General features: G+C 56.9%; 17 protein-coding genes and 1 riboswitch. Of the genes, 11 read left to right on the top strand and 6 right to left on the bottom strand.

Annotated features, from left to right (window positions below):
• Positions 1-49: 49 nt before the first annotated feature.
• Together QN062_RS02005 and QN062_RS02000 are read right to left on the bottom strand one after the other, a co-directional pair.
• Complete coding sequence (locus QN062_RS02005) at positions 50-850, bottom strand: response regulator (protein ID WP_369341955.1); 801 nt, start codon at positions 848-850, stop codon at positions 50-52.
• Complete coding sequence (locus tag QN062_RS02000) at positions 847-3,612, bottom strand: histidine kinase (RefSeq protein ID WP_369341954.1); 2,766 nt, start codon at positions 3,610-3,612, stop codon at positions 847-849. The genes QN062_RS02005 and QN062_RS02000 overlap by 4 nt, the downstream gene beginning before the upstream one ends.
• Positions 3,613-3,841: 229 nt before the next feature.
• On the opposite strand from QN062_RS02000, the gene proC reads away from it, so the two are divergent.
• The 4 genes from proC (at position 3,842) to QN062_RS01980 (ending at position 7,921) form a co-directional block, all read left to right on the top strand.
• On the top strand, positions 3,842-4,642 hold the full coding sequence (gene proC / locus QN062_RS01995) for a pyrroline-5-carboxylate reductase (protein ID WP_369341953.1): 801 nt from the start codon (positions 3,842-3,844) through the stop codon (positions 4,640-4,642).
• 311 nt (positions 4,643-4,953) lie between these two features.
• Positions 4,954-6,039 (top strand): redox-regulated ATPase YchF, encoded by a 1,086-nt coding sequence (gene ychF, locus QN062_RS01990; RefSeq protein WP_369341952.1) that lies wholly within the window; start codon positions 4,954-4,956, stop codon positions 6,037-6,039.
• Between the two features lie 196 nt (positions 6,040-6,235).
• Entirely contained in the window at positions 6,236-6,673 is a 438-nt protein-coding gene (locus QN062_RS01985; protein ID WP_369341951.1) for a GNAT family N-acetyltransferase, read from the top strand.
• 360 nt (positions 6,674-7,033) lie between these two features.
• The gene (locus tag QN062_RS01980; protein WP_369341950.1) at positions 7,034-7,921 is read left to right on the top strand and encodes an aldo/keto reductase family oxidoreductase; all 888 of its coding nucleotides are present in this window, start codon (positions 7,034-7,036) and stop codon (positions 7,919-7,921) included.
• Between the two features lie 411 nt (positions 7,922-8,332).
• Here QN062_RS01980 and QN062_RS01975 read toward each other — a convergent pair whose 3' ends face one another.
• The 3 genes from QN062_RS01975 to QN062_RS01965 form a co-directional block, all read right to left on the bottom strand.
• The gene (locus QN062_RS01975) at positions 8,333-8,905 is read right to left on the bottom strand and encodes a hypothetical protein (RefSeq protein WP_369341949.1); all 573 of its coding nucleotides are present in this window, start codon (positions 8,903-8,905) and stop codon (positions 8,333-8,335) included.
• 2 nt (positions 8,906-8,907) lie between these two features.
• The gene (locus tag QN062_RS01970; protein ID WP_369341948.1) at positions 8,908-9,120 is read right to left on the bottom strand and encodes a hypothetical protein; all 213 of its coding nucleotides are present in this window, start codon (positions 9,118-9,120) and stop codon (positions 8,908-8,910) included.
• A gap of 246 nt (positions 9,121-9,366) precedes the next feature.
• Positions 9,367-10,839, bottom strand: a complete 1,473-nt coding sequence (locus QN062_RS01965) for a DUF349 domain-containing protein (RefSeq protein ID WP_369341947.1) — start codon at positions 10,837-10,839, stop codon at positions 9,367-9,369.
• Positions 10,840-10,921: 82 nt separating this feature from the next.
• Here QN062_RS01965 and hisS point away from each other — a divergent pair, with 82 nt between their 5' ends.
• From hisS to QN062_RS01950, 3 genes are all read left to right on the top strand, one after another.
• Positions 10,922-12,313, top strand: coding sequence for a histidine--tRNA ligase (gene hisS, locus QN062_RS01960; RefSeq protein WP_369341946.1), 1,392 nt, complete (start codon positions 10,922-10,924; stop codon positions 12,311-12,313).
• A gap of 153 nt (positions 12,314-12,466) precedes the next feature.
• Positions 12,467-14,266 (top strand): aspartate--tRNA ligase, encoded by a 1,800-nt coding sequence (gene aspS / locus QN062_RS01955; RefSeq protein WP_369341945.1) that lies wholly within the window; start codon positions 12,467-12,469, stop codon positions 14,264-14,266.
• 131 nt (positions 14,267-14,397) lie between these two features.
• Positions 14,398-15,375, top strand: a complete 978-nt coding sequence (locus QN062_RS01950) for a PPK2 family polyphosphate kinase (protein WP_369341944.1) — start codon at positions 14,398-14,400, stop codon at positions 15,373-15,375.
• 59 nt (positions 15,376-15,434) lie between these two features.
• Here the strand turns inward: QN062_RS01950 and QN062_RS01945 are convergent, their stop codons facing one another.
• Entirely contained in the window at positions 15,435-17,330 is a 1,896-nt protein-coding gene (locus QN062_RS01945) for a glycoside hydrolase family 13 protein (protein ID WP_404984808.1), read from the bottom strand.
• Between the two features lie 364 nt (positions 17,331-17,694).
• Between QN062_RS01945 and QN062_RS01940 the strand changes: the two genes are divergently transcribed.
• From QN062_RS01940 to QN062_RS01925, 4 genes are all read left to right on the top strand, one after another.
• Positions 17,695-18,732: a LacI family DNA-binding transcriptional regulator gene (locus QN062_RS01940; protein WP_369341942.1), complete on the top strand. Its 1,038-nt coding sequence runs from the start codon at positions 17,695-17,697 to the stop codon at positions 18,730-18,732.
• Between the two features lie 187 nt (positions 18,733-18,919).
• Positions 18,920-21,469, top strand: coding sequence for a DEAD/DEAH box helicase (locus QN062_RS01935; RefSeq protein ID WP_369342507.1), 2,550 nt, complete (start codon positions 18,920-18,922; stop codon positions 21,467-21,469).
• 130 nt (positions 21,470-21,599) lie between these two features.
• Complete coding sequence (locus QN062_RS01930; RefSeq protein ID WP_369341941.1) at positions 21,600-22,994, top strand: replication-associated recombination protein A; 1,395 nt, start codon at positions 21,600-21,602, stop codon at positions 22,992-22,994.
• 2 nt (positions 22,995-22,996) lie between these two features.
• Positions 22,997-23,098, top strand: a riboswitch (TPP riboswitch).
• Positions 23,099-23,183: 85 nt separating this feature from the next.
• Entirely contained in the window at positions 23,184-23,906 is a 723-nt protein-coding gene (locus QN062_RS01925) for an ECF transporter S component (RefSeq protein ID WP_369341940.1), read from the top strand.
• Positions 23,907-23,919 lie beyond the last annotated feature (13 nt).

The raw sequence follows: 23,919 nt of genomic DNA, 5'->3' as shown, positions 1-23,919 counted from the left end.
ATTCGAACGTCTCACGGCAGACAACCGTCTTGCCTGCCGTCAAGAAGATTCAGACCAGATGGTTCTCATAGGCGAACACGACCGCCTGAACGCGATCCCGGGCGTGAATCTTCTGCAGAATGTGCGCGACATGAGTCTTGACGGTCGGCAGACTGATGAACAGCTTCTCGGCTATTTCCTGGTTGCTCAGACCATGGGATATTTCGATAAGCACCTCGCGTTCCCGTTCGGTCAGCTCGTCGAGCTCTCGATCCTGATATGGCATGCGAGACTTCGAGGCTGAGGAAGCGGCGGGTGCATCGGCCCTGTCCATGCCCTGGAAGGTCGATGCACCGGACTGAACCATCGAAGGCTGCGGTGCCGAGGAAGGGGATTGGGAATTATCCCAGGAATCCTCAGCGAACCCCGTTTCCATCATATGTTCGACCAACCGCTTCGTGGCGGTCGGAGCGATGATCGCGTTGCCTTGGTACACGGTCCGTATCGATGACAGCAGGGTCTCCGGCTCGGTGTCCTTCAGAAGGAATCCAGAAGCTCCGGCGTTTATGGCCGACATCACATACTCGTCCAGATCAAAGGTCGTGAGAATGATGACATGCGTGCTGGCGTGCTCGTCGGACGCCGTGATCTGCGTGGTTGCGCCGATGCCATCAAGGCCAGGCATGCGAACGTCCATCAGCACCACATCAGGGTGGAATCGCCTGCACTGCGATACGATTTCCTCGCCGTCGCTTGCCTGGCAGACGACGCGCATGTCTGGCTGTGAATTGATGACCATCGCAAAACCAGCACGAACCAGGTCCTGATCGTCGGCAATGCCTACCGAAATTAACCCATCGCCATTATTCATGATTGCCTGCTCCCTGCGTTTCCCGGCATATCCGTCTCTCCATCGTCTCTTGCCTGTGCATCACGAAGCTGATCGTCCAGGGAATCGGCCGGTTTCAGGGCAGAAATCGGCAACTGCCCGGAGGAAGCCCCATGTGCGTCAGGACTCCTGTCGCTGAATCCGGTGGTGCGAAGTACCCCTAACAATGTTCTCATATGCGCCAGCGCGGTGCGTCCTTGTCGGCCAATGGCACCGAATGCCTCATCGAAGCTGCTTTCACTTGTCGGCGTGGCGGTCTGACCATAGCCACTCGGGTCATCAAGACCTCCGTCAGCCGTCTCTTCGGCCATGTTCTCGACACTCGCCCGTCTCAACGATTCGATCGTCAGCAAGCCACGTTCAGCCTGCGAAACGACTGACATAAGCGTATCGGTGACTTCCTTCTGAATAGCAGAGGCGATGCGATTGCGCTCATTGTCGGCGCTCAGAACCATCTGGCGTTCCTGCTCAAGAAGAATCGCCTCCTCACGCTCCTGAAGCACGAGTATGTTATTGCCCCGCGAACGCGCCCACAGACCCGATGCAGCCACCCCTCCACAGAAGATCGTCAAGGCAATGGCGGAGATCAGACCAGCGCGAACGGAGCGAAGGCTGGAATCAAGCGTCATAACAAGATTCGGATCCCGCATCGCGTCAAGCAGGCTTCTGCCAATGTCCGCAGTCGCAAAATACGTCTGCAGCCCGAACAGCATCGAATCCACGACTGCAAGCGCCATCAGCTTGGCCGTATGGGTGCTCTTGCCATACATCAGCGCCGATGAGAGAAACGAGCCTGCAAGAATGTTCACAGGCAAGACGCCTGGGACGACTATCAATTGCAAGGTGCAGCACGATGCGACGAACATGGCGCTCGCGAACGGAAAGCGCCTGCGCGCGCACAGCGGCAAGGTCATGAAGCTTGTGACCGCAATCGTGATGCCGACGGGAATCTGGGCAGTGTGCTGCGAATAGAACAGATATGCGTGATTGCCCATTCCGATCGCCAGAAAGCACACCCATGCGACCAGGGCGCCTATGGTATCGACCAAGACATAATGTCGCTGTGCCCATTGCGAGAAGCGCTCGATCGCATTCGGTCTTGTCGAGCCGTATGTCTCACGAATGTTCAGGGGCTGGGAGCGCAGCAGATCGAAGGTTGCCCGCAATCTTCGCAATATGCCCCGAGTCCCTGACTCGGTGACTTCGCCACCATCCGAAATCGGAAGAGTGACGGCTATCTGGAATCCGCCCAAGGGGAGCGGACCGGATTCAAGCGAACCGTTGCATGCCTCGACGCGCTCCGCCATGCCTCGCAGGCCAAATCCTGGTCTGTGTCCATCGGCGCTCGCACCTTTGCCTCTGCCATCGTCTCGAATGGTCAGGCTGATGCCAGTGTCTGACCATGTTTCCTGGATCAGGACATGGACGACCGGGCCGGCATGCTTTCTCACGTTGCTGAGAGACTCCTCCACGGCACGGAACATGGTCTCCTGACATGCCATGCTCAGTGATTCCGGTCGAGACGTGCCATTCACCCTTCTGACGACATGCGATTGCGGACTCATCGCATTGGCGTGGGATATGAGCAATGGAATCTGGCTATATGTCGCAGATGCGTTCGACGGCATGGAAAGGCCCAAGGTCGAAGAGGCGTGCGAATCGATTGATGCAAGCATGGAAGAGTTCGGGGAAGAGACTGCGTCATTCGCCGTGTCCGAGGCCGAGTCCGCGTGCCTTCCCGGGACTGCGTCCGCAGCCATGCCGGAAGTCTGTGCGGAGTCTTTAATAAGAGTGGGGTCTTTGATAAGCGTGGAGCCATCGGTATGCGAGAGACTTTCGGTATGCGAAAAGTGAGTCGCGGCTGCCGAATCGGCCGCCTCGGTTCGCTGGGCAGAGGATTGAAAGCCTTCATTGCCATGCTGGGCATCGATCACACCGAGCAGCGACTGCATTCCCGCGAGCGCGGTGCGTCCCTCCGTCTCGATGTTGCGCATGGTCGTTTCCGCCACATGCAGGTCATGCCTTCCCGCATAGCGGCCAGCGTCTGACTGCACGATGATGGATGACAGAGTGTGTGCCACCACGTCATGCATGTCCCTTGCAATCCTTGCCCTTTCGGCCAATGCGGCGATCTGGCGTTCCTCGTCCTGGCGTGAGATCAGAGCCTGATTGCGTTCCTTGAGCAGCGTGATGGCATGCTTTCGGGCCCGTTGCCAATATGCCATCACCACCACGCTGAGCAGGGTTATCGCAACGGCGATCCCCAGAACGATCGATGTCTCTTTCATCGAATCCAGGCATCCGGAATTCAGGAAGGCTCGAGGCGTCGCATCGCAGGCGAAGCTCTCGGTCGTCGATTGCCGCATCAGCAAAGGCTTGAATGAGCCGGAGACCGCTCCCTCGACGACGGTGAGCAATCCCATGAAGCCAGCGATCCAGAGGAAGACATGAGTGTTCTTCGGATCCCCATAGACGATCACGGTATAGAGCAGTATCAGGGCTGCCATGTCGGAGGGCACCGCACTCGGGCCCAGAATCAGCTGTAGGAATGAGATTGCCACAAAGGACAGGGCGGCGCTCTGGGGAAACTTTCGTCGGAACGTCAGGGGGATGCCCAGCATGACCGTCCAAGGAACGATGTTCCATCCAGAATATCTGAACAGCAATCCGTCGGCGTAGCCGTCGTCCGAGAACACAAGCGCGAACAGCACGGTGACCACGGTGCCGGAGATGATGTCCTGCACCGTTTGACTGCCTATTGCAGAGCGGAAGCGCCGAATGAATGAATGCACATGATAGAGCTTAGTGTTGCGTGCGAATGTGGGGCATCGATCCTGCGGATGGTTTCAGGATTTGAGCATGGATTGTCTGATCCTGACGACCATGCTTGGTCTGTCACACTGATTATCGTTGAGTCACGAGGCAGCATCTGCAAGAATCATTGAATCGGGAACATCAGGAAAGGCATCGATTATGGATTTGGCTTCACTCACCATTGGATTCATCGGATATGGCAACATGGCTCAGGCCATGGCGGAGGGCTTCGTCGATCAGGGCGTGGTGAAGGGCGGCCAGATCGTGGCCTGCGCCGGGCATTTCGACAAGCTGAGCAAGACGACTGCGAAGATAGGCGCGAAGCCCCTGCATTCGGCGACGGAGGTTGCGGTGGCAGCGGACGTCGTCATCATCGCCGTCAAGCCATACTTGGTCGAATCTATCCTGAAGGGCATCAAGACGGAGCTTGCGCACGATGACAAGTTCGTCGTTTCCATTGCCTCTGGCTGGAACTTGGAACGATATCAGTCATTGTTGCTCCCGGAGACGCATGTGGTCTGCACCATTCCGAACACGCCGGTTGCCGTCGGACAGGGCGTAGTCATCGCTGAATCGAAGGATTCACTCAGCGATGGACAGAGACGGGTCTTTGAAAACTTGATCACTCCTGTGGCTCTGCTCGAGCGCGTCGAGACTGCTCAGATGTCTGTGGCGAGCGTTGTGGCAGGCTGTGGTCCAGCTTACGCTGCAATGTTCATAGAGGCCCTGGCGGATGCCGGAGTGAAATATGGTCTGACGCGCCAGTCGTCGTATCGTCTGGCCGCAAAGATGGTGCAGGGGACAGGTGCCCTTCAGGTTGCGACCGGACTGATCCCTGCGGCCATCAAGGATGCCGTCTGCTCTCCAGGCGGAACGACCATCAAGGGTGTCGCTGCGCTTGAGCAGCATGGCTTCCGGGGGTCGATATTCTCGGCCGTCGATGCCGTCGTAGGCGAATAGGAGCCTCAGATGACAAGTTTTTGGCACTTGTCGAAGTAGAAGACCCCGAAATCGTTGTAATGGTGGCCGACACCATGCCGTTTTCACGCCTTTCTACTTCGACAAGTGCCAAAAACTTGCAATCAGGGCGCAAAAGTCGAGCTTTGTACGAAGAAACTCGGTCTCTGACCGACGAAGAGCAGCGTAGACGCTCGAAAACCGAATGGACGGCATTGACATCAGTGTGAAAATGCGATCGATGCAGGAGTGTGTGGCCGAATCGTGACCTTCCCCGTCATCGCTTCGTCCGTCATCGCCTTAGACTAGAAGCCATGTCACTAACCATAGGAATCGTCGGGCTCCCGAATGTAGGCAAGTCCACACTGTTCAATGCTCTGACCAGGAATAACGTGCTGGCAGAGAACTATCCATTTGCAACGATCGAACCGAATACGGGCATCGTGCCTTTGCCTGACAAAAGGCTCCCGATTTTGGCGAAGTTGGTCGGCACTGAGAAAATCATCCCTGCAACGGTCACCTTCGTTGATATCGCTGGCATCGTCAAGGGTGCGTCGCAGGGCGAAGGCCTGGGCAACCAGTTCCTAGCCAACATACGCGAGGCGGATGCCATCTGCGAGGTCGTGCGAGCCTTCGAGGACGATGACATCGTGCACGTCAATGGCAAGATAGACCCTGCCGATGACGTCGATACGATCAATACCGAGCTGATTCTGGCGGACCTGCAGACCATTGAGAACGCCCTGCCAAAGATGGAGAAGGACCTTCGCGGCAGCAAGATCGACAAGTCGACGATGGATGCCGTGCTGAAGGCGAAGGAAATACTTGCGAACGGCGAAACCATAGACCATGCCGCAAATGCCGGGAGAATAGACAAGTCAGAAATCGCCGAACTGCATCTGATGACTGCGAAGCCATTCATATATGTGTTCAACGTCGATGACGACGAATTGCAGAATAACGAACTGAAGAAGAAGCTGGCGGCATCCGTATCCCCGGCGCCTTCCATCTTCCTGAACGCCCAGTTCGAGTCCGATCTGACCGAACTCGACGAGGCTGACGCTGAGGAGATGCTCCATGACGCGGGGCTGGAAGAGTCCGGTCTTGATCAGTTGGCTCGCGTCGGATTCGACATTCTGGGCCTGCAGACCTATCTCACCGCCGGTGTCAAGGAGGTGCGTGCTTGGCAGATTCACAAGGGTTGGACCGCGCCTCAGGCTGCCGGTGTGATTCACAGCGATTTCGAGAAGGGCTTCATCAAGGCTGAGATCGTCTCATACGATGATCTCATCGCCTCGGGCTCGTACGCCAAGGTCAAGGACGAAGGCAAGATGCGGCTTGAAGGCAAGGACTATGTCATGCAGCCAGGAGACATCGTGGAATTCAAGTTCAACGTGTGAGTCCGTTGACATACCAATGTTTTAGAAATACAGATTTGACGCATCCCAGTGTGTCACAGCCTGGTTTGCGTCGAATCTGCATCAGTTTTTGAATTGGACAGCGAGCCGCTTCTCATATACTTGTAACCCGAGCCGTTCTAGCGTCAGGGCAGCATCGTTTTTTGCATTTTCTGAATCATTCATTGGGGGCATGCACATGGAGTTATCTTCAAAATTCTTTGGTGAACTCAGCACAACAGAATTATATGAGATTCTCAAGGCCAGATCCGAAATATTCGTTGTAGAACAACATTGCGTCTATCAGGACTTAGATGATGTCGACTATAGAAGCCTCCATATCTTTTATACGGCAGGGGGTAAGGTCACTGCCTATCTGCGTGCGTTCATCAAAGATGAAGATTCCAAGACGATCCAACTTGGACGAGTCCTGACTGTGCAGCATGGACATGGGCTGGGTGGAATGATCCTTAAAGAAGGAATCAAGAAGGCTGCCGAGAAACTGAATGCAGGAAGACTATATATCGAGGCCCAATCATATGCCACTGGATTTTATCAACGACAAGGGTTTGCAGTATGCTCCGATGAATTCATGGAAGATGGCATCCCTCATGTGCAAATGGAATTAACGATTTAGCGTTTCTGCTTGGACAATTTCTCGCTGTTGATTTGATTGTCACGGCTGTGACGACACCGAGTTTTATCAGCACAGAGCAGCCCGTCTTGATAACTCGCGTCAGCGCAATTGATCACGTGCTGTGAATTCCGGATTGTTGATTTTCTTCCAGCTGCATGTCATCGGTGAAAGATGCTTGCGGTATTCCACATCATCGAGCATATTGTTCAATTGCTGAAATGCGAATCATGCATGTGATGGGCAGGGGACGTGGAGGAGCATAGATGCAAACGCTACCAATGGATAGGGAACATGATGAGACATATCTGTATTGGCACGTCCGAAATGCATGTATCGCGCATTGCGTTAGGCGTCCTGCACATGGATGCGTTGGACAGAACTGCCGCTGCCACAGTGCTCGGTTCCGTGCTGGACCGTGGTGTGAACTTTTTCGACACGGCTGACATCTATGGGCCGAATGCAGGCCGGGCTCACGCAAGCTCGGAAAAGCTGGGAACGTCAATCAAAGATGTTGGAGCGAAGCGTTCTGACATCTTTATTCAGACGAAGTTTGGTGTTGTGAGCGGTTATTCCCATAATGGAGCGACTCGCTATGATTCGTCATACAGGAATCTCGTCGAGTCCTTTGACAAGGAACTCGAGGCGCTGGGAACGGACTACGTTGACAGCGTGATATTGCACCGCCCGGATCCTCTGATGGATGTGAACGAATTCGCAGGTATGGTTCAAGATCTCATGAGTTCTGGCAAAGTTCATGAGGTCGGTGTGAGCAATATGGGTCCTTGGCAGATTGAGTATCTGCAATCCTTTCTTGCAACGCATATTCAAGTCGATCAATTGCAGTTCGGTCTGATGCATACTCCAATCATCGATGCTGGAATCCACATCAATATGTCAGATGACGATGCGATTAATCGCGAAGGAGGCATCCTGCCTTACACCCAATTAAGGAAAATCACGGTTCAGGCCTGGAGTCCCTTTCAATCGGGGACACCATATGGTCCCTTCGTCGGCAATGCACATTTCCCGGAACTTAATCGAGAGCTCGATAGACAGGCCCGGAAACACGCCACTACTCGGAATGCGATAGCAACGGCCTGGATACTGCATCACCCTGCGCAGATACAGGTCATTCTCGGCTCAATGAATCCTGAACGGCTCTCGCAAATGCTTGATGGCGACGACATCGAACTTGATCGGCAGGACTGGTGGGATCTCTACAAGGCGGCAGGCCATCGGGTTCCCTGAACATAAGAGCGTGCTGCCTGATCCCCAGCCAGGATATCCAGTGACGTCATAGAATTACGCTGTCTTGAATGAAAGGCTGGGCGTGGTCTACATCCCTGAAGTGCCGCACATTCTGCCGTAAATCCCATGCTTCGCGCACCTATTGCACATATCATGGAAGTCCGTATGCATCTCAGAGGATCGTCCTCTTCTTCTGAGTTTCGCGATAAAGAACATCGTTCTGGGGAATGCTGTTCTATGGGTTCAGCTGCGACATCTGAATTCGTCAGTGTCGCAGCGTTTTCTGTCATGGATAGCGTTATCTGTCCTGGATTCGGAGGCAAGGAATGCGGCGCATGCTGGCTTGCGTCGAGTGCATACCGAATGCGCATAGAACGTGCCTCGGATCCGTGTCGTGCTTCGTGTCGTGCTTCATGTCAAGTTCTCGATGCGGTCCTGCCGGTCTGCGCCGAGACAGAAGGCAGTGATCGCCTGTTGAACGGGCAGCAGGGCGGACTTGAAGCGGTGGCCGACGAATGCAGAGTGATCGAGTGAGCCTGCGCTGATCTCCGCTCCACGGGTGAAGGGTGGACATGGGTCGAACAACGCTCCCGCTGGCGCCTCATCCAAGAGCTGTTCGGTGATCTGATAGCGCGCAAGTCGCGGGTCCTGGGATTCGCTCCTGTCCGTCATGATCACATCGGCGTCTCGCACGGCTTCGTGAATGTCTTCCTTCCATTGAATTCCCGGAACTTCAAGGCCGCTGGGGCAGCACTGGGTGAGGTCAAGACCAAGCGCGCGAGAGGCCTCCTGCCACGAATGCAGGGTGTTGCTGCGCGCGCCGACGTAGACGAAGCGCAATCGTTCGATATCGTAGTCACGTTGCAGGGAGTAAAGGTCACTCAGGATCTCACATGGATGATTGATGTCGGTCATCGCGTTTATGACCGGGACTTCCGATGCCGCTGCCAGCTGTTCGATCTTCTTCATATCGGGATGGCGCACTATCAGAGCGCGCACCCACGGTTGAAGAAAGCCGACGACATCTGCGGGATCCTCGGGCCTGTCGAGTGTCTCCGGCGGAAACAGGATGGTTGCAAGCCCATCATCGCCAGGCCTCTTTCAAAGGCCACGCGAGTGCGCAAGCTCGTGGAAGGGAAGAACGTCACGATCGAGCCTTCGAAGCGCGGCCCACGCCTGGATTGGTAGGCATCGGCCATGCCGAATACTTCGTGAATGTCCGCCGCGGACCAGTCATCGATGCGGATGAGACTATGCATGGTCTCAGGATAGCCGTGCAGCTTGGAATTGTCGTCCGCATCCTCTGCTCCGACGGACGAGGCACATCATCAATGCATAGGGTCCTTGGCTCTGCATTTCGATTGCAGAGCCAAGGACCCATGGGACGATGCAGTCCGGCGACCTTCGACGTTCACGTCACCAGTTCACATCATGCTTTTACATCATCAGCGAATCGCGTTCAGCCACTGTTCCTTGGTCGCCTTCTCAGCCTGAAGCTTCTTGATCTGCTGAGGATCGCTTGACGCGGCAATCTGGTCGTCGAGTTCCTTGAGCTGCGAATTCAGCTGATCCTCGAAGCTTGACTTTCTGGCGTCGGCCTCCGGATCGGATTGCTTCCACACGGCATCCTCGACGGACTTGATCTGTTTGTCGACGGCATCCAGGCGGCTTTCGATGCGATGGACATCTTCGCGAGGAACATACCCGATCTGATCCCACTCCTCCTGAATCGTTGCAAGCTGCTGGCGTGCCTTCTTCGCGGCGTTCTCGTCCTTAACAGGGAGCAGGGCCTCGGCCTTGACCACAAGAGCCTCCTTCTTGACGAGATTCTCCTTCTCATCGCTTGAGGTCTGATCTCGGTCGCTCTGGCGTGCATCGAAGAAGGTGTCGGCGGCTGCGCGGAACTTCGCCCACAGGTCGTCATCCTCATGACGTCCGGCGCGACCCGCCTGCTTCCAGCGATCCATCAGAGCATTGAAGCTGCGTGAGGTCTCGCCCCAATCGGTGGAATTCTTCATCGATTCGGCCTCTGCGATAATCGCTTCCTTGGCTTCCTTTGCCTTGGAGTGTTCGGCATCACGCTGCTGAGCCCACTTGCGTCGGCCCTGGTTGAAGGTCGTGCGCGCGGACGAGAAACGCTTCCATAACGCGTCCGCATCAGGCTTTTCGATACGTATGCTGGTGCGCTGATGATTCTGCCATTCATCGAAGAGCGCTCGGAACTTATCCGCTGTCGAGCGCCAATTGGTGTTGTCTCCGAGTGATGCCGCCAATTTCTCGGCTTTCTCGACGATTGCGGTTCGCTCCTTCTTGGCCTCGTCCTGAGCCTTTCTGCGCTCCTCTGCCAGCTCTTGCTTCTTTGCCGAAGCTGCTGTCTTCAAAGCTTCGAACTGCTGGTGGAGTGCGGCCAGATCCCCGACGACCTGAGGTTCGGTGGTCTCGGTCTCGAGAGTCTTCAGCGACTCATCGATTTCATGAGGCTTCACCGTCGCCGTCTGCAGCCTTGCCTCGAACAGGTCGAGTTTCGCCTTGAGCTCGAGATAGCGTGTCGCATAGAGGGTCAGCGCCTCCTGGGGCTTCGCATCGGGGAATTCCCCGACCTTGCGGTCCGTTCCGTTCTCCGATACGTACACGTCTCCCTTGTCGTCAACGTGGCCGAAGGATTGCGCCTTCTCGACAGCCGCGTTCGAATAGCTCACCGCCGCGAGCGGGGCAGTGGGCTTGCCGGCTGGCTGCTTCTTTGCCAATGCAGCTGGCGATGGTGCGTGAGGCTTGGGAACGTTGGTGTTTGCCGGCTGCTTCGTGGCTTCGGCATTGGACGCAGCTGGCTTCAGCGAGGACCCCTGCGATGCGGTGTTGTTATCGTTTTCCTGGGGTGTCTGAGTGTTTACGGGTGTGGTGGCTGCTTCATCGGCCATGGCCAGCTCCTTAGCTTGTGGGATAGAGGGATTGTGAAAGAGAGTGTCATCTTTTCCGCAACCTCACCTATTATATGGAATCGTGGCAAAAGGTGCATCATTATCCGGATTTCCGGAGTGGCTTCCCGAAGAACGGGTTGTCGAACAGCAAGCAATCGATACGTTACGCAGGATTTTTGAGCTGAACGGCTTTCTTGGAATCGAAACCAGGGCGGTCGAACAGGGCTCAAGCCTGCTGAAAAAAGGGGAGACCAGCAAGGAGATCTATCTGCTGAGCCGACTTCAGGAGGTGGGTCAGGAGAACGACACGCCTGTCGAGGATCGTCTTGGTCTGCATTTCGACCTGACAGTACCGCTGAGTCGCTATGTGGTCGAGAATTCAGGCGCGCTGACATTCCCCTTCAAGCGTTGGCAGATCCAGAAGGTCTGGCGCGGCGAACGCCCGCAGGAGGGACGCTTCAGGGAGTTCATCCAGGCGGACATCGACGTCGTCGGCAATGGCGATCTGCCGGAGCATTACGAGGTGGAACTGCCGCTGGTCATGGTCAATGCGATGGAGAGCCTACGGGCATTCGGACTGCCGAAGGCGACGGTGCATGCCAATAATCGCAAGCTTTCGGAGGGCTTCTATCGTGGAATCGGTCTGACCGACATCGAGGGAGTGCTGCGTGAGATAGACAAGCTCGACAAGATCGGTGCCGGTGAGGTGGGCAGACTGCTGGTCGAGACCTGCGGCGCGAGTGCCGAGCAGGCCAATGCATGCCTGCGTCTTGCCGAGCTTTCCGCCTTCACGGGCGAGGAGCTCACCCACCGGTTCGATGATCTCTGCAACGAATGCTCGGTCGACGCGAATTCCGACGCATACCGCCTGGCGCACGAGGGATTGTCGACCTTGGCCATGATCGTCGATGAATCCGCGAAGATTCGTCCCGGCTCGGTCATCGCCGACCTCAAGATCGCCCGCGGTCTTGATTACTACACGGGTTCGGTATATGAGACCTTCCTTGATGGCGCGGAATCGCTTGGTTCCATATGCTCCGGGGGGCGATACGACAACCTTGCGTCGCAGGGCAGCCGCAAGTATCCGGGAGTCGGACTTTCCATCGGGCTGTCACGTCTGGTCTCATACATGCTGCATGGCGCGCACGCGCAGGCTTCCCGCATATCGCCGGCGAGCGTACTGATCGCTGTGTGGAACGAGGAGGATCGTGGCGACAGCAATCGCATCGCGCGAGAGCTCCGCGCCAGGGGCATCTCGACGGATGTCTCGCCCAAGGCGGTGAAACTTGGCAAGCAGATTCGTTACGCGGATCATCTTGGCATCCCATACGTCTGGTTCCCAGCCACTGCAGATGCCGAGGAATCGGTGAAGAACATCGTTACGGGAGAACAGCTTCCTGCACGTACCGTGTCGTGGAGTCCAGATAGTGTGTATGCCCAGCAAACCGTGCAGTGCGGCGGCGATAATCACTGAATCGGAGCCCCGGGACTGGCCTGCGAGAGTCGTTTTGGCTGCGTGCATTCCTGCTCGTTTTCCAATTGCTCGTCTCTTTCGGACAGCTTGTGGCCGAGATGTGACCAATCGTCGTTGACCGTGAATGTCGTGTCGAAAAGGAATAGAGGAGTTATGGGCCAGTCGGCTTACAGAACGCATTATGCCACCGAGGTGACCGAGGCGGAGATCGGTAAGAACGTAACCGTTTCGGGTTGGGTCGATCGTAGAAGGGATCATGGCGGCGTGGCCTTCATCGATCTGCGCGACCAGACCGGCTTGGTGCAGATCGTCATCTATGACGAGGAAGTCGCTCGCCCGCTTCGCAGCGAGTTCGTCGTGGAGATCGAGGGTGAGGTCCGTGCCCGTCCAGACGGCAACGAGAACACACATCTTGCCACGGGCAAGATTGAAATCGTGGCCAAGGACGTCAAGATTCTCGCAAAGTCCGATGCACTGCCGTTCCAGGTTTCAACCGCTCTTGAGAACGAGTCCGAGAACAAGCTGCCTGGCGAGGACACGCGTCTGAAATATCGTTATCTTGATCTACGCCGCCCAGCGATGCAGCGCACCATTCGCCTGCGCGCGAAGATGAGCAAGGCTGCCCGCGAGGCGCTCGACGACATGGATTTCTGCGAGATCGAGACTCCGACGCTCATTAAGTCCACGCCAGAAGGTGCACGAGACTTCCTTGTTCCTGCACGTCTGATTCCAGGATCGTGGTACGCATTGCCACAGTCCCCACAGCTGCTCAAGCAGCTGCTCATGGTCAGCGGCTTCGAGAAGTACTATCAGCTTGCTCGCTGCTACCGTGACGAGGACTTCCGCGCCGATCGTCAGCCTGAATTCACCCAGCTCGACATCGAGATGAGCTTCGTCGATCAGGAGGACGTGATGGCCATGGCCGAGAAGGTCATCGCCAACGTCTGGAAGAGTGCAGGATTCGAGGTGAAGCTTCCGATTTCACGCATCACATGGACCGATGCGATGAACAAGTATGGCTCCGACAAGCCTGACCTACGCTTCGGCAACCAGATCGTCGAGCTCACCGACTACTTCAAGGACACGCCGTTCCGCGTCTTCCAGAACCCCTATGTGGGCGCAGTCGTATACAAGGGTGGCGCATCTCTTCCACGCCGACAGTTCGATGCGTGGCAGGAATGGGCCAAGCAGCGCGGTGCCAAGGGTCTCGCATACGTCCAGTTCGAGGATGACGGCAACCTCAAGGGTCCGGTTGCGAAGAACCTCTCCGAGGAGGAGCGCAATGGCCTTCAGAAGGCAGTCCATGCCGAGAACGGCGACGCGGTGTTCTTCGCTGCAGGTCGCCGCGAGGCATCGCAGCTGCTGCTTGGCGCCGTCCGCGTCGAGATTGCGCGCCGTCAGGGACTCTTGAAGCCTGACGAGTTCGCACTGACATGGGTCGTCGACTTCCCGCTCTTCAAGCAGGCTGACGACCCCGACGATGACGATGTGGCCGTCGGTCACTCCAAGTGGACGTCCATGCATCATCCATTCACGATGCCAAGTGCCGATTGGATTGACAAGTTCGATCAGGATCCCGAGCATGCGATGAGCGACAGCTACGACATCGTCTGCAACGGCGAGGAGATCGGCGGAGGTTCGGTTCGTATCCATCGTGACGACATTCAGAACCGAGTCCTGAAGGTTCTGGGCATCTCGCCGGATGAAGCCCAGGAAAAGTTCGGATTCCTGCTCGACGCCTTCAAGTTCGGCGCGCCACCTCACGCGGGCATTGCCTTGGGCTGGGACCGCACGGCCCAGTTGTTGGCAGGCGTCGGCTCGATTCGTGACGTCATCGCATTCCCGAAGCTCGGCAGCGGCCAGGATGCCCTGACCGGAGCACCGGCACCGATCACGGACGCTCAGCGAGCCGAAACCGGCGTCGACTACGATCCTGACGAGGAAGAGGACTGAATCCAAGCCTCCCTTTGATCGATGGCGCTTCTCGGAACGCGCCAAGCCCTCGATTCACGGTGAGAACCGGCTATAGTGGAATTCCACCATTCCCGTGTGTTTCTGTTTATCAGTGAATCGAGGGCTTTCGTATGGGCAACAAGCATGAGAGGCAGCTGACCATCAAGGAGCTGCGGACCGTTCAGGCACAGGAGCTGCGCAAGCAGACCAAGCGCCATATCCATGACAGGCTGCAGATCGTCAGAAAGGAATCCTCGGAGCTGAGCGCCATCTGGGATGTCGATCCAGATTCGGCGTTGAGATTTCACAGTGGCGTCGTCCTCGGCGACGTGGACTGCGAATCGACTCCCGGATTCGAGAGCAGAAAGAGCGATGCCAAGGAATTCGTCAGTCTGAGCTCGGACGAAATCGGCAACTACCAGAGCCTGCTCTATGCGAATGGCGTCAAGGGCTCTCGTCGGAGAATTCTGATCGTGCTGCAAGGCATGGATACATCAGGCAAGGGAAGCATGGTGGAGCACGTCTTCAGCCAGACCAATCCCATGGGCATTCATTATCATGGATTCGGTGCGCCGACACAGAAGGAACTCAATCACGACTATCTGTGGCGCATTCGTCGCGAGCTGCCAAAGTACGGCTGGATCTCCATCTTCGACCGCTCGCACTATGAAGACATTGTCATGCCTCGCATATTTGGAACCTACCCTCGCCAGATATGGGAGGCGAGATATGACGAGATCAACGACTTCGAGCATCGCCTCACCCAGGACGGCTGCGTCATCATCAAGATATTCCTCTGCATTTCCAAGGACTTCCAAAAGAAGCGCTTCCTGAGGCGTCTTGACGATCCGCGCAAGTATTGGAAGTTCGATCCCAGCGACGTGAAGGCACGCGAACATTGGGACGATTATATGGATGCGTGGCAGGAGGTCATGGAGCGTACGTCGACCGATTACGCACCCTGGCATGTCATCCCCGCCAATCATCGTTGGTATTCCAGGGCTGTGCTGTCACAGATATTGCGTGCCAGGCTGCAGGACATGAACCTCTCGTGGCCGCCTGCCGATTTCAACGTCGACCTGGTCAGACAGCATCTCAAGGTCATGTGAGGCAGACTCTCGCCCGACAGACGGGGTGCGTGGGGCGAGGTCGACCCTTGCGACGGCAATCATTGCAGCATCATCCACACGGATGCGTCCTGCGCAAGCTTGCCGTCTGGCGTGAGTTCGGATGATGCAAGTCTGACGGAGCCTTTCGGAAGAGCTATGGTCTGCGAGCCGAAGTTGGTGATGTTTGCCCAGCCATTCGCTCGCCTGTAGGCGATCACCCCTCCGAGCTGCCCGTCTGCGCCATCGTGAACGGTCGACGGTGCGTCGTATCCCTTCAGCCATGTCAGCGAAGTGTCCGAGGTGTGCATCTCGTGACGCAGCTCAAGAGCCCTGCGATACAGATGCAGCATCGATCTCGGATCGAGCTCTTCGACATCGACGGCAAAGTGCGCATACCAGTCAGGTTGTGGAAGATGCGTCTGTGCCGGGATGTCGCCTGAACCATCCGTTCTCTCGCGAGGGGAGAATCCGAAGCTGCCGCTTCCGTCGCTGGCATTGATATGGCCGAAACGCGATATCACATTCGTGGTCACGGAGAAATCCCGCGCATTCGCATCATCCAGAACAGGGGCATCCGAACCGACCCACGGCAGCGGAACACGGCAGCCGTCCCTTCCCTTGCTGGCCGACGCGCCCGTCGACCCAAAGCTTTCGGGGTCCTGCAGGCGACTCCACGGGATGTCAGGCACTTCAAAAAGACCGAGCTCCTCGCCCTGATATACATATGTCGATCCTGGCAACGCCAGTTCGAGCATGATGGCGGCTCTGGCCCGGCGGGTGCCCACCTCCCGATTCTCGATGAACGAGCTGCCGTCGCGCAACACCCAATCCCTGGCCTGCGTGTGATAGAGCCCATTTTTCGTGGGGACTTGGGGGAGTGCATATCTGGTGGCATGACGAATCACATCATGATTGCTCATCACCCATGTCGATGTCGATCCCGATCGGGTCGCCTGCTCGATGCCTTCTGCAATGGCCTCATGCAGTTCGTCGCGAACCCAATTCTTTTTGGCGAATTCGAAGTTGAAGACTTGCCCCAGTTCCTTGGGACTGGAATAGAGGTGTTGACGAGCTGGATTCACCCATGCTTCGGCCACGGCGAAGCGAGGCGGGTCATATTCGTCGAAGACGGTGTGCCACTGTCTGAAGATGTCGTGGACCTCGTCGCGGTCATACAGTGGATGGCTGCCATCGGTGGGCAGCGGCAGCGTGGCGAGCGCACTCCAGTCATCAAGGTCGGAGCGGTTCAGATCCTTGGCAAGGCCGTGTGCGACATCCACTCGGAATCCGTCTGCGCCGTGGTCGCTCCAGAAGCGCAGGGTCGTGAGAAAATCCTGCCTGACGTCTTCGTTGTCCCAGTTGAAATCCGGCTGCTCCTTGGCGAAGAGATGAAGGTACCATTGGCCGTCGGCAACGCGCGTCCACGCCGACCCGCCAAAGTTGGAAATCCAATCCGTCGGTGGGATCTCGCCATTCGCTCCCCGTCCATCCCGGAAGATGTAACGCTCGCGCTCAACGGAACCGGATTCGCTCAGCAGCGCCTCCTGGAACCAGGGATGAAGGTTCGAAGAATGGTTCGGCACGATGTCGACGACGACCTTCAGACCTCTCTTGTGCGCCGCGGCGCACAGCGTGTCAAAGTCCTCCATCGTGCCAAGCCTGGGGTCGACGTCGCGATAGTCGGCCACATCGTATCCACCATCGGCCAGGGTCGAGGGGTAGAAGGGCGACAGCCAGATGCAGTCGATGCCAAGTCGCTTCAGATAGTCGATCCTGCTGGTGATGCCTGCAATGTCTCCCAGCCCTGAGCCGGTGGAATCCTTGAATGAGCGCGGATATATCTGATAGACGACCGCTTGCTTCCACCAGTCAGGATCCGAGCATGGGATGTGATGTGAAAGTGTCCTTTTCAATGAATCAGTCGAAGCGCTTGCATTGTATTCTTCTGATTGCATGTCTTGATTAGAGCACATTTATTGTTCTCCTCATTGAGAGTTTTCTCAGTCATTGTTGGCTGCAACTCATTTCCCTATAATTATTCCCTCAATAATTACAGCGCTTGCATATATTGTGCGCTGCCTGTTTCGGCACTCTCTGTTTCGGCACCGTGTGTTTCGGCACTCTCTGTTTCAGCACCCTGTGTTTCAGCACAGTGCTGTGTGCGCCGTCCATCGTTTCCATGTGCTCCGCGTTCCTCGCCCGGTTGCCGATGCGAAGGCGTGGGAAGAGGCCTCGTCATGTCATGATTCCTCTGCGATGCCTTAGACTACTGAAAGGAAATGTCGGATCGCTGAGCGCGATGAAAGTGTCGGAGGAACCATGAGTAGAATCACTCTCCACGATGTAGCCCTGGCGGCAGGCGTTTCTGATTCCACCGTATCCAGGGCGCTGCGTGGACTTGACAAGGTCAATCCAAAGACACGGATCAAGATCGAGGAAATCGCAAGGCGACAGCATTTCGTCCTTTCGAAGAACGCGTCATCGCTGGCTTCAGGCAAGACGATGAGGGTCACGATTCTGTTCACGGATCAGCTGAACACATGGTTCAACTCATCGTCGATGCAAGGCGCATATGAGGTTCTATCCACACAGGGCTACGATCTGGTGCCCCATATCGCTCCAAGCGCGGCATCGTTGGATGCGTATCTCGATGCCCTGCTGGGAAACAGAAACAGCGATGCGATCATCGTCGTCTCGCTGAGCCTGAACGAACGTCAGCGGGAGATTCTCGGATTGACGACGATGCCTGTCATCGGATTCGATTCGCGGGGGACCGAAGGATTCGATGCCACGGTGAGAATCGATGAAGACGATGCGATGACCAAGGCTCTGACCCTGCTGCAGTCACTCGGCCACCGCAGACTCGGCTTCGTGTCGATGCCGAACGTTCCCAAGCTGCTTTTCAGCTCGCAGCTGCGTGGCGTCGCATTCGTCAAGGTCGCCCATGACCTGGGGTACGCGGACGAACACATCGCCCATTTCAATCCTGGAACGCGTGACGACTTCCGCACCCTGGACGATGCGGCGTCATCGGTCGTCGCGAGCATTCTTTCCAGTCCGGTTCACCCAAGTGCGATCTGCGTCGAGACCGACGACTTCGCCGTGGCTCTGATCTATAGCCTCAGAAGGTTCGGCATCCGTGTGCCACAGGATATCTCGGTGATAGGCTTTGACGACTACGCTTACGCACCCTTGGCAGGACTTACGACACTGCATCAGAACCCTGTGGAGATGAGTCGCATGGCCGGCAGGCTGACCTTGGGATTGATGAAGGGCGAACCATTGCCTCAGGCGCATGTCAGGATGCGGGCTTCACTGGTGCTGAGGGATACCACCGCCCCGTATCATCGAAGATAGTCGGTGGCGGTTAGTCTGGGAGGTGAGGTCACCTTCGCGGTGACATTGAAAGTGGGGCAGGTCATTGGGATCGGCAGGTCAGGAATCCTTGGAAGGATCGTCATTGGAAGAGACATCTTCGCAGCATGCATCGTCCGCATCGAAGCCCGATTCGTCAGGTGAGGGCAGTCCGGCGACTCTTGAACCCTTGATTCCAAGCCTTGGCGAGGATTCGAGGAATCTTGGCGCCGACGAGATATACGATCGCTTCTTTGACTGGGTGCAGGGACGTGGCATCACGCCATGGCCGCATCAGGAGGATGCGGTGCTCAGCCTGCTGTCGGGAAACCACGTGATCCTGAGCACTCCAACCGGTTCAGGTAAATCCCTGGTTGCGCTTGGCATGCATTTCGCCGCCCTCTGCACCGGCAGAAGGTCATATTACACGGCTCCCATAAAGGCTCTCGTGAGCGAGAAGTTCTTTGAGCTGGTGCGTCTGCTTGGACGCGACAATGTCGGCATGATAACCGGTGACACGCACATCAACACCGAGGCGCCGGTGATATGCTGCACGGCCGAGATCCTTGCCAATCAAGCCTTGCGGGAAGGCATCCATGCAGATGTCGGCTGCGTCGCGATGGATGAGTTCCACTATTACGGCGATTACGAGCGTGGCTGGGCATGGCAGGTTCCGCTGCTCACGCTGCCCGACACGCAGTTTCTGCTGATGTCGGCCACTCTGGGCGACGTCAGCGAGCTCGCGAAATCGCTTGAGGACTCGACCGACACGGATGTCGATGTCATCGACGACGCACCACGGCCTGTGCCGCTGAGCTACGCATACGTCGATACGCAGCTGCCTGCGACGCTCGAGGAATTGATAGGGAAGGGCGACACGCCCGTATATATCGTTCATTTCTCACAGGATGCCGCGCTGGAGACTGCTCAGGCACTGTCAAGCACCGGCATATCCGACAGACAGCAGCGCGACAGGATCAAGGAAGCCATCAAGGGCACACGGTTCACCACCGCCTTCGGCCAGATTCTTCAACGCCTGCTGAGGACTGGCGTGGGAGTTCACCATGCAGGGATGCTGCCGCGATATCGAAGGCTTGTCGAACAGCTCGCACAGCAGGGCCTGCTGCCGGTCATATGTGGCACCGATACGCTTGGAGTGGGCATCAATGTGCCGATTCACACCGTGGTGCTGACCGCCCTGACAAAGTATGACGGCCGTCGTCAGCGGCGTCTGCGATCGCGCGAATTCCATCAGATCGCGGGCCGCGCGGGACGCATGGGCTTCGATTCAGAGGGACTTGTGGTCGCCGAGGCTCCGGAATACGAGATCGAGAATGCCCGTGCGATGGCCAAGGCTGGCAACGATCCGAAGAAGCTCAAGCGCGTCAAGCGCAAGAAGCCGCCGGAGGGCTTCGTAAGCTGGAACGAAAGCACCTTCGACAGACTCATCGAGGCTCAGCCAGAGAAGCTGACCCCGCATCTCGACATCACCCATTCCTTCGTGCTGAACGAGGTCGAGCAGGGTGGGGATGCAAGGGATCGCGTGGACAGGCTCATCGATGACTCATTGCAGACCGAACAGCAGAAGGAACGCCTGCATGAGCGTGCGGAGGAGATATTCCAGACCCTGATCGATTCGAATGTGATCGAAATCGAGCAGAATGACGACGGCGGCGATGACTACTTCACGACCGTCGATGTTCCCGAGGATTTCGCACTCGATCAGCCGCTCTCGCCGTTCCTGCTGGCATCGCTCGAGCTGCTCGACCGTGAGTCAGATACGTATGCCCTTGATGTGATATCGATGGTCGAAGCCACCTTGGAGGATCCGCGACAGGTGCTGCGTGCACAGGAACGGCAGGCCAAGGATGCTGCGATGGCGGACATGAAGGCAGATGGCATCGAATACGATGAGCGGATGGACAAGCTTGCCGAGATCACCTACCCGAAACCGCTTGAGGAGCTTCTTGAATCCGCTTTTCAGCAGTATTGCAAGGACGTTCCATGGGCGAACGACTATGAGCTGAGCCCAAAATCCGTAATACGCGACATGGTCGAGACGGCGTCCGATTTCAAGGGGTACATTTCCAGATATGCGATATCCCGGTCAGAGGGGACTCTGCTGCGTTACCTGAGCGATGCGTATCGAGCCTTGAGCCGCACCGTTCCCATCGAAAAATGCGATGAACGGCTGGAAGACATCATCTCGTGGCTCAGGGTGGTCGTCCGTTCGGTGGATTCATCCCTGGTGGATGAATGGGAATCCGCAGGAGAGGACGCAGATGCAGGCGCAGGCCTTTCTGCGGCTCCACCGACCTTCGAGGAGCAGATAGTCGCCGACCGGTCAGGCTTGCAGGTGCTGGTTCGCAATGCGATGTTCACCCGCGTGCAGCTGGCCGCCTTCGAAGAGGCCGAGAAGCTGGGTGCCTTGGATTCGGATTGGGGTTATGGCGTGCATCGCTGGGAGGATGCGCTTGACGATCTCTATGACGCACACGAATCGATCGGAGTGGATGCACAGGCGCGTTCCGCTCAGTTCATAACGATGGACGAGCGGATGGAACGTTCCGAGCATCGCTGGTTCGTCAGGCAGATATTCGCCGACTCCGATGGCGACCACGATTGGGGCATCGCTGCGAACGTTGACTTGAAGGAGACCCAGGACCGCGGCGAGGCGGTTTTCGAGGACTACAGGGTCGGGCCCATCGAAACCCTGGGCGAACAGGCAGATGAAATGTGAAAGCCTTGCAGCCAAGGGGCATTCGGCTTTGGCAGACGCTGAACTGTGCAGCCTGCCAATCATGACGTGAATGACTGCCTTGGGATTAATGTCCTGCGGGTTGATAGCCCCACGGATTAGAGTGGGTGGCATGAGTCAAGATCTGTTCAGCGCCGCCGACATTCCCGATGATGCGATGACCCGCCCACTTGCCGTGAGAATGAGACCGACCTCACTGACCGAGGTGCTTGGCCAATCCGCGGCACTGAAGGCCGGTTCACCATTGCAGCGTCTGGCAATGCCAGCGTCGCAGGGCTCGGTGACTTCGCCCAGCTCGGTAATATTGTTCGGTCCTCCAGGGGTTGGGAAGACGACGCTTGCCTACATCGTCGCCCATCAGTCCGAACGTGAATTCGAAGAGCTCTCCGCGGTCACCTCGGGAGTGAAGGACGTGCGCGAGGTGCTTGCGCGGGCGCGTGAGCGACTGGTCACCGAGGGGAGGGAAACGGTCCTCTTCATCGACGAGGTGCATCGTTTCTCCAAATCCCAGCAGGACGCATTGCTGCCCAGCGTCGAAAACCGGGATGTCACCTTCATCGCCGCAACCACGGAGAATCCCAGTTTCTCCGTCATCTCGCCGCTGCTGTCACGTTCGGTCGTCGTCAAGCTCGATGCCTTGGACGATGAGGATCTCTCATCCCTGGTCCATAGGGCTGTGAAAGACAGTCGGGGACTGAACGACCAGGTCAGGATCGAGGAGGAATCGGTAGATCAGATAGTGCGGCTGTCAGGAGGGGACGCGCGCAAGGCCCTTACGATTCTGGAAGCTGCGGCGGGTGCGCTGACAGGCGACAGGAAGCGCAAGAAGGGTTCCAGAAAGCCGATCATCAAGCCTGATGTCGTCTCGTCCGTCATGGACGTGGCGACCGTCCGCTATGACAGGCAGGGCGATGACCACTATGATGTCATCAGCGCGTTCATCAAGTCGATGCGCGGTTCGGACGTCGACGCCGCGCTGCACTATCTTGCGAGAATGATTCGAGCAGGGGAGGACCCGCGCTTCATCGCAAGACGCATCATGATTGCCTCGGCGGAGGAAGTCGGCATGGCAGCTCCGCAGATTCTGCAGACAACCGTTGCCGCGGCTCAGGCGGTCGCGATGATTGGCATGCCAGAGGCCCGCATCATTCTCGCCGAGGCTGTGGTGGCGGTTGCGACGGCACCAAAGTCAAACGCAAGCTACAAGGCCATGGATGACGCACTTGCAGATGTGGATGCAGGCCGCATTGGCGAGGTGCCGCTGCACCTGCGAAACGCTCCGACAAAGTTGATGAAGGCATGGGGCAACCATAAGGGCTACCAATATGCCCACGATGCTCCTGGCGCGGTCGCGGCGCAGGAATATATGCCCAAGGAGCTCGAAGGCCGTGAATACTATCATCCCAACGATCGTGGCTACGAACATGAGATCGGGCCAAGACTCAAGCGCATCCGTGAGATTCTGCACGGCGACGATCCCACTGGTCCAGACCGGAACCTATCGTGATTGCTGCAAGACACGGGAGCTGGAAAGCTGAGAGGGAGACATAGTCTCCGACCGTTGAACGTGAAGCGGCTAATACCGTCGAACGAAGTCAATTCCTATCTTGGTAATCCTTCTCGTGATACCTATGTCTGAACCCGCTGCGCTTCGCAAGGAACCATGCCCGTTCGGACGAGATTATCGGAGGAGTGCATGTCTGCATCAACGCAACAGAAAACCGACAGTTCCATCTCGACCGTGACATCGGTCGAAGACGCGGCTGTTCCACGAGCGTCCGTGACACCAGACCTGAATCGGCATGGAAATGCCAGGCGCATCCTGCATACCCGATGGCGTCCCATCGACATCACCGTCGCATCGGTCATTGCCGTCGCATCAGGTCTCGTCTTCTGGATGTTCGACCTGGTGGTAACCGCGCCAGCCGCCTTCCTTGAGGGTCTGATTCCTGGATTTTCGGGAATAATAAGCGGATTCTGGTATATTGCCGGCCCGCTTGCCATGCTCATCGTTCGCAAGCCGGGCGCCGCCATCTATGCAGAGACGATCGGCGGGTTGCTTGAACTCGCATTCGGCAACCAATGGGGATTCTCAGGCTCGCTTGTCGCCGGACTCGTTCAGGGGATCTTCAGTGAGCTTGTCTTTGCAATCCTGCTCTATCGCATATGGAATGCGTGGTCGACGGCATTGTGCGGTCTGGTGACGGGTCTGGGCGGGTCGTTGTATTCCTTGTTCGTCCTGCAGTCAGGCCTACATCCGACAGGCGGCTATGTGATCACCAATGTCATGTCCAACTGCATCTCGGGAGCCATCATTTCCGGCATCCTGATGTGGTATCTCTTCCTGGCGATAGCGAAGACGGGGGCGCTGTCGCATTTCGCCTCAGGACGCATGATATTCGACTCAGAGACCAGGTGAGCGTCAGGAAGCT

The sequence above is a fragment of the Bifidobacterium sp. WK012_4_13 genome (assembly GCF_041080835.1).
Lineage (GTDB): Bacteria > Actinomycetota > Actinomycetes > Actinomycetales > Bifidobacteriaceae > Bombiscardovia > Bombiscardovia fermentum.
Note: the sequence above shows the minus strand (reverse complement) of the source record. Positions and strands in the feature narration are given on the sequence as shown.

Bases quoted from the DNA above. Each gene is read 5' to 3' on its own strand.
- QN062_RS02005 (WP_369341955.1), bottom strand. From the start codon at position 850: ATGAATAATGGCGATGGGTTAATTTCGGTAGGCATTGCCGACGATCAG.
- proC (WP_369341953.1), top strand. From the start codon at position 3,842: ATGGATTTGGCTTCACTCACCATTGGATTCATCGGATATGGCAACATG.
- ychF (WP_369341952.1), top strand. From the start codon at position 4,954: ATGTCACTAACCATAGGAATCGTCGGGCTCCCGAATGTAGGCAAGTCC.
- QN062_RS01985 (WP_369341951.1), top strand. From the start codon at position 6,236: ATGGAGTTATCTTCAAAATTCTTTGGTGAACTCAGCACAACAGAATTA.
- QN062_RS01980 (WP_369341950.1), top strand. From the start codon at position 7,034: ATGGATGCGTTGGACAGAACTGCCGCTGCCACAGTGCTCGGTTCCGTG.
- QN062_RS01970 (WP_369341948.1), bottom strand. From the start codon at position 9,120: ATGGCCGATGCCTACCAATCCAGGCGTGGGCCGCGCTTCGAAGGCTCG.
- QN062_RS01965 (WP_369341947.1), bottom strand. From the start codon at position 10,839: ATGGCCGATGAAGCAGCCACCACACCCGTAAACACTCAGACACCCCAG.
- aspS (WP_369341945.1), top strand. From the start codon at position 12,467: ATGGGCCAGTCGGCTTACAGAACGCATTATGCCACCGAGGTGACCGAG.
- QN062_RS01950 (WP_369341944.1), top strand. From the start codon at position 14,398: ATGGGCAACAAGCATGAGAGGCAGCTGACCATCAAGGAGCTGCGGACC.
- QN062_RS01945 (WP_404984808.1), bottom strand. From the start codon at position 17,330: ATGCAATCAGAAGAATACAATGCAAGCGCTTCGACTGATTCATTGAAA.
- QN062_RS01940 (WP_369341942.1), top strand. From the start codon at position 17,695: ATGAGTAGAATCACTCTCCACGATGTAGCCCTGGCGGCAGGCGTTTCT.
- QN062_RS01930 (WP_369341941.1), top strand. From the start codon at position 21,600: ATGAGTCAAGATCTGTTCAGCGCCGCCGACATTCCCGATGATGCGATG.
- QN062_RS01925 (WP_369341940.1), top strand. From the start codon at position 23,184: ATGTCTGCATCAACGCAACAGAAAACCGACAGTTCCATCTCGACCGTG.